The following is a 355-nucleotide window of genomic DNA, read 5'->3' on the forward strand; positions in this document are numbered from 1 at the left end:
CGGGTCTGGCGGTCGACCAGGTGCCCGCGGCGAGGTGTCCGGCGGCGCGGGTGAGGTTGTGCGTGATCGCGGCGCGGGTCAGCCAGGCGTCGTCGGCGCTGAAGTGTCCGGAGGGTAGGTGGGCGAGGGGCCCGGCGATCAGGTCGGCGTTGACCTGCTCGATGATCGCGTGTTGCCGGTGCTGGGCTTCGGCCTGTACGAGGGTGTACGGGCTGTCGGTGAACACGGCGTGGTACCGGTAGGTCGGCAGGAGTTCGTCCTGGCCGGGGATCTGTTGCGGGTCGTCGCGACGGACGCGGCGGACGATCAGCCGGGCGGTCGCCTCGTGTCGGGTGCCGGCGAACGCGGTGTACGT

The 355-nt window shown here is 71.5% G+C and carries 1 pseudogene; it reads right to left on the reverse strand.

The annotated features are described in order from the left end of the window. Positions 1-355 (reverse strand): annotated as a pseudogene (locus ACFHWS_RS28620) (IS1380 family transposase); the annotation flags it as partial.

Origin of the sequence: Micromonospora sp. LOL_013 (assembly GCF_048060315.1) — a bacterium.
Lineage (GTDB): Bacteria > Actinomycetota > Actinomycetes > Mycobacteriales > Micromonosporaceae > Micromonospora_E.